The 6,187-nt window shown below is 59.3% G+C and carries 4 protein-coding genes; 1 reads left to right on the top strand and 3 read right to left on the bottom strand.

Annotation, left to right across the window (positions count from 1 at the left end; translation table 11 throughout):
* Positions 1 to 155: 155 nt before the first annotated feature.
* The 3 genes from LFM09_RS46410 to LFM09_RS46420 all read right to left on the bottom strand — a co-directional run bounded on the left by LFM09_RS46410 (position 156) and on the right by LFM09_RS46420 (position 3,456).
* A complete protein-coding gene (locus tag LFM09_RS46410; protein ID WP_414103047.1) occupies positions 156 to 485 on the bottom strand; it encodes a peptidase inhibitor family I36 protein in 330 nt (109 codons plus the stop codon).
* Between the two features lie 1,034 nt (positions 486 to 1,519).
* A complete protein-coding gene (locus LFM09_RS46415) occupies positions 1,520 to 2,446 on the bottom strand; it encodes a DMT family transporter (protein ID WP_414103048.1) in 927 nt (308 codons plus the stop codon).
* A gap of 2 nt (positions 2,447 to 2,448) precedes the next feature.
* The gene (locus LFM09_RS46420; protein WP_414103049.1) at positions 2,449 to 3,456 is read right to left on the bottom strand and encodes a TauD/TfdA family dioxygenase; all 1,008 of its coding nucleotides are present in this window, start codon (positions 3,454 to 3,456) and stop codon (positions 2,449 to 2,451) included.
* 769 nt (positions 3,457 to 4,225) lie between these two features.
* Between LFM09_RS46420 and LFM09_RS46425 the strand changes: the two genes are divergently transcribed.
* Positions 4,226 to 5,710 carry a class I adenylate-forming enzyme family protein gene (locus LFM09_RS46425; RefSeq protein WP_414103050.1) on the top strand — a complete coding sequence of 495 codons (1,485 nt, stop codon included), beginning with the start codon at positions 4,226 to 4,228 and terminating at the stop codon, positions 5,708 to 5,710.
* The last annotated feature ends 477 nt before the right edge of the window (positions 5,711 to 6,187 follow it).

Below are 6,187 nucleotides of genomic sequence, written 5' to 3' on the forward strand. Positions count from 1 at the left end.
TGCGCCCGAGACGCGACCAGCAGTGGGGCTGTCCCGGCCAGGGCCGCACGGGGCAAATACCGCCCGCAGTCCTCGGCTCGCAATTCACAATGGCAGAATTGCGAGCCGAGAGCTGCTCTCGGATTCAAACGCTCTTGAAGCTAGGCGCCATTAGGTCAACACGGCCTGAATGAAGAAATGCGGTCATTCATGTCCCAGTCGGCTCCTCTGAAAGCGAGCCTGTGATTTCCGCTGTCGACCTTGATCCACTTGTTTCGGTAGTTCGAGTCGACGTAGAAGCAAATGCTTTGACCGGTGTTGTTCCTGATCGACGATGCGCGGTCGTTGAAGCCCGTGTTCGCCAGGTTTGTGATCGAAGTTGATGACGTCTTCATCACGCCACCCTGAAAGTATGTGTTTTCATAGAGGCACAGTCGCCGTGTTCCTTCATCGCAGGCGTCAGCCGCAGACGCGGTCGACGATCCAACTGCGGCAGCTCCTGTCACAACTAGAGCCGTTAGTATGAAGTTCCGAATCCGCAATGAACGAAAAATCAAGTCATCCTCCGGTCGATGTGGTAATAGTACTTCCAAAAATATGATAGTTCAGTCGCGTGCACGCCCTGGTCTTTCGCGCCCACATCTGGCCCGTCTGAACATGCGTTCGGGCCTCTTTGGGCAGCGTCGAGAAGCTACTTGCGGCGACCGCCGGTAGGGCCTTGCTGCAACCTGGCGGCGACACCTATTGCGTAAGAATGACCGAGAATCGGAAGTCGGGTCCTCCATTCGAGAGACTCGTCCGCCTTGGCACTTCTCGCAGATTGGCCGGCATGTGTGAGATGTCAAGGCAGCTAGCTCACTCGATGCCCTTGAGTTCTCCTCCACGTATGTCTTTCGCGCAGGCAAACTAGTAAAGTGTCGCAGTTAACTTCTGGGGCGTGGGACGACTTTGACGCGTCGTCGGTGGTGAGCTGCCATCGGACTTGGCGTTGTTCGATGTTGATAGCCTGTCGCCAGGCCGCGAGTTGTGACTGCGCTGCCCTCCTGGCGATTCCCGTGTGTGACGGCTGCGGGCGGCCACGCCGGACCAGTCGCCCGACCGCTATCGCGTGACGCCTGCACCGGTTGTCGGCGGATCTCGCGGGCTGGATGGGTCCCGGTCGTCCGTTGGGTTCATTACTGCACCGTTTGTGCTACTGCGAGTAAGCAACGGTTGTATAGTGCAATAATCGCAATCGTCTGATCCACCCGTATCCTTCCGTGCCAGCACACACGTTCACCGCGGTTCGCAGAGGGAGTTCACGGTGCTCACACGTCTTGTCCGGGTGGGGCGTTCGCGACTACTTGCGTCCTCGCGACTCCATTGACTTTCGCCCAACCGGGCGTCGGTGCGGACTACACGTGTGCCAACGACCGTGCAGCCCGAGGACGGGTGAGGGCCGCTGAGTGCGAACTCGCACAGGTGGCACACCCTGCCCTGACCTGCGATTGGTCAGGACTCAATCACGGTTGAAAAAGCACGTTTTAGCCTGACGAGTGATCTAGGGACTCGAAATCGTTGACTTCGGCCGAAACTCGGCCAGGTACATCGCGCTGAGAACCAGGACCGCGCCGATGACGATGCGGAGCGTTAGCTCGTCGTTGTCTATCACGACTCCGAACACACCCGCGAACACCGGCTCCAGTGTCAGAACGACTGCAACAGCAGAGGCGGGCAACCGGGCCTGAGCCCAGGTCTGAACTAAATATGCAACTGACGTGGCGAGGACTGCTAGGCCGATCACGGGAATCCAAAAACTCCAGGTCGTTGGTAGAGTGATTCCGTCTGGCGCTCCCAGTGCGATGCACACCAGGCCGACCACTCCGAGCTGAATCACTGTAAGCGTGTGAGCGTCTCCTGTTTTTGACCATTCGCCGAGCGCAACGATGTGAATCGCCAGGAAAAGGGCGCAGAGCAAGGTTAGGCTTTCGCCAAAACCAACGGTAAAGTCTCTGATTGACATTACTGCGAGGCCTATTGTTGCGGTCACAACCGAGCACCAGCACGTCAGGCCGATCCGCTTTCTGAGAAAAACGCCAGCGAGTACCGGTGTTATGACTACCGCGAGGCCCGTGATGAATCCGGAAATAGAGGCCGACGTGTACTGCTGTCCGTAGGTCTGCGCGATATACGCGCCGCACAGCATCAGTCCGAGCAGGACTCCGTGACCCAACTTCTTTCGACTTAGATTCGCCAATCGGCGGGGTCGTAACGACATCAGCACTACCGTTGCGATCAGAAATCGTACCGCCAGAAAGTCCACCGGCGACGTCTGTAGCGTGACGTCCTTTACGACGACGAACGTTCCGCCCCAGACAACGGTAACCCCAACAAGAGATAGCAAGGGTGCCAGGTTTAGCTTTCTGCTGAGCGAGCTGGAGCCGGCGTGCGGGCTGGCCTGCTCGTATTCAGAAGTTGCGGTGCCCATGCTCAACTGCCGGCGCGCAGCGACGGGTACGGGCCAACCTGAATCTGGCCGTATCCGGGCTCGTTGCGCTCGCTGTGGGGACGTTGCCATGTGCCACGCGCGAGGATGCGCATCAACCAGCGGTCTGTGCCGTCGTACCTGGCCTGGAACGGTCGGCGGGCATGTGCAGCGACGTCGTTGTTCACAATGACGACATCTCCTGGAGTCGTCATGACTGTAGTAGCGCATCGATCTAGCGCCTCGCCCAGCCGTTCCCAAGCGGCTCGTAGTTCTGGTTGATCTTCGGGCAGTTTGGTGTAAGGGGGGTCGTAACGCATGCATAAGCCATGAGTGGTATTCCACAAAGTCAGCATCCGCGCTGCGTCCTCATCGTTGGCCGCCCAGCTTCCGGCATAGCTGTCATCTGGGTAAAGGAGAACCGGTACGGTGCTGAGCAGCTCGATATCTCTCTTCGAGAGGTTGGCTTGTCGGATGCTGGCCACATCAGTTCCGACTTCATCGGGGTTTCGCACGCAAGCGAGCAACAGAAGCTCCGGTCGATCGGGATGATAAGAGTCCTCCGTGTGCCATTCCAGCCTTACGGAACTGCTCGCGCCGACTTGTTTATCTGCGAACTCCTTGCTGGGTACGATGTTGTGAACGAGTCGCCCGTCCTGCTGGGACTTCCAGCCAAAAATTCGCCCAGTCATACTTGCGACTATCGCGAATGCGATATCCAGCCGACGTGTCTGGTCAGGGTGGATGGAATCCCATGATTGCGGCGTCAAACCAGGATTTCCGATGAAATCTGACAAGATGCCCTTGAGAATGCAGAATCCGGAGTTGGACTCAGGTGTGCGAGTCAGATCGCCTAACGCGGCCACCAGCGCAGGCGAAATTAGATGTCCGTACATGTGCAAGGCGTCGACGGTCGCGCCTTCATTGACCAAATCGGTCACAGCTTGACTGAGAAGTCGTCGTTGCTCGTTATTGACTGTCCGAACGTCGTTGGATTGATCGGCTGCGGGCATCCTGGCTCCTGTTTGCGATTTCATGGGCCTGAAGTGATCGGTCGTAGCTTAACCGGCCTTGACGCCGGTCGGTTAAAGTGAGCTGTGACTCAATGTCGAACCTGCCCAATAGGGCAGGAAGTTGTTCCGGGATTGAGTCCTTTCTCAAGGGTGTGTCAAATTAACCTTAAGGGAACCTTTTTACTTCTCAAGGTCGCGTGATGAGGTGAAAGCGACCCGTTGAAGATCGACATGGCGCCTGCGAGCATTCGGGCGAGGTTGGCTTCTGCGGCCGGATCTGAGCCGGATGCCCGGTGCGCCGGCGGCAACACGACGGACGAGATCACCACCGTTGTCAACCGGCTCGGCTTGGCCCGTGCCCGGTCGAGGCTCGCAACGAGCTGCGGATGCGCCGCGACCACGCGGGAGCGAGGCCGTCCGTGGTGGTCGGGAGGCGCCATCCTGTTGCCCAGGTCTTCAACCTCGTCGTGCGTGCTCCGCGACCGTGTCCGCGAGCGGGTGGAGCGGCAGCCCTGTGCTCGATGAGCAACTTGTCATCGACTGCGGAACCGCAATCTGCTCGAAGAGTCGTTGCAGCCGAGCGCGGCAGTCATTTGGTTCGTCGTGAGAGCGAAGCCGTTAACTGAAAGCATGCGTGTAGGTCAACGGGTGCCAGCGTTCGGGCGCGAAAGGCGCCGTTTTTTGGCCTTGACGAACATTTCTTTCGGAATGAAAGCGACCTATGCTGAGTTGATGAGCCCGCATCGGCGCACTGTCAACGGAGTCCTGGATGAATCTCGTGAAGTACCTCGATCGCTGGGCGAACCGCACACCACTGGCGATCGCGCTCCGGTACGCCGATGACGAGCTGACCTACGCGGAACTCGACTTGCGGGTAAGCGGTGTGGCGACCGATCTCACAGAGGCAGGTGTGGGTCGCGGCGACCGGGTCGCCGTGCTGGCAGGCAGCAATGTCAAGTTCGTTGCGGCTGTCTACGGAATTTGGAAGCTCGGGGCAATCGTGGTGCTGATCAATCCGCACCTGTCCGCCAGTGACGTTGCTCGGCAAACGCGACATGCAGGTGCTGCGATTGTTGTGGTGGACGATGACCCCGACCGGTGGTCGAGCGCATCGGCAATAGGCGATGTTCAGGTGCTGCACACCGGGAATCGACGTGGGCCAGCGGTACCGGCGGTCGACGTAGATCCCGAGAGTATCGCGGTCATCGCCTACACATCAGGCTCCACGGGGGTTGCGAAAGGCGTCGCGCACACGCACGAGGCCATGCGAACCCAGGTCGAGGTAGTGGGCGAACACTACGCCGTCACCTCAAAGGACCGTGTTCTCTCGCTGCTTCCGCCATTCCACCTCTCCATCTTTGTCGGCGGACCGCTGCTTGCGCTGTCAGCCGGCGTGGCTGCTCGTGTGATCACGCCCTACCGAGCAATCGATGTAGTGCGGGCGATCGAGCAGGATGGCACGACGATCACGACGGCAGTGCCGTCGTTCTTCCATGACCTGCATGCACGTTCGGGGATGGGTGCAAACTTCGATCTGTCCTCCCTGAGGGTGGTCGCCTCAGGCGGAGCGCCGTTGCCCGACCAGCTACGCGATGACTTGGAACAGCGGCACGGGTTTCGGATCCTGCAGTTCTACGGGATGACCGAGGGCCCGGCGATTCTGACTTGCGACCCGTTGACGGGTAGTCGCCGTGAGGGATCGGTCGGGCGTGCGTTGCCGCACATCAGCCTATCCATCGTGAACGAACACCACGACGAGGTGCCTGCCGGTGCGGTCGGTGAAGTCTGTGTGGGGCCGAAGGGCGAAGGTGTTCACGCGGGCCGATACAAGACAATGGCGCAGTACTGCGGGATGCCCGAGGAGACCGAAGAGGCGCTGCGTGGTGGTCTGCTGCACACCGGCGACATCGGGTACCTGGACGAGGAGGGATTCCTTTACCTCCTAGACCGGAAGAAAGACGTCATCATCCGCGGCGGTATGAACATCTACCCGCGAGAGATTGAGCTGGTGTTGTCCGGTGACAGCAGGATTGCCGAGTGCGTCGTTGTCGGCTCACCGCATGCCAGATACGGTGAAGTGCCGGTTGCCTATGTTCGCCTGCGTCCGGGAACAGTGGCCCAAACCGAAGAACTGGTTCGAATTACCAATTCACGACTGAGCAGCTTGCAGCAACTCGCAGCTGTGCACCTGGTTGAGAATTTTCCGCGTAATTCGCTGGGAATGGTGTTGAAGCGTGATCTGGCCCGTGACTGATGTTCTCGTGCACCCGCCACACGAGCGGATCGCGGTGATCATGCTGAGCTGGCCGGGCAACTGAACGTGCTCGACAACGAACTGCACGCCGAAATAGTTCTTCGATCGATCCGATTCCTGGCGCATTGGCGTGATCGTCAAGCACTATGACGGGTGAGGCACGTCCGAGTGCCTCACCAGAGGTGGTGTCGGAAGCTGCCTTCGTCGTAGTGTCTGACATCGACGCTCTGCGTTACGTCGTCGGGAGCGGGCGCCTGCTCGACCGCGTCGTCACAGAAGACGAACAAACTCACGCCGCGAAGCTTCCGCGTTCCACTCGCGGAACGGACCTCCCGGGACTGCAGCGGCCACGCGCTCGACCTCCTGCCCTTCAGATGCTGCGCACACACTGCGTTATCGCTGGGTCTCGGTGTCTGTTGGGGTTTGAAACTCCCAGGTGTCCTTGCCGTGCAACAGCTTGCTCAGGTCCGCTGCCTT

Source organism: Lentzea alba, assembly GCF_047445655.1.
Lineage (GTDB): Bacteria > Actinomycetota > Actinomycetes > Mycobacteriales > Pseudonocardiaceae > Lentzea > Lentzea alba_A.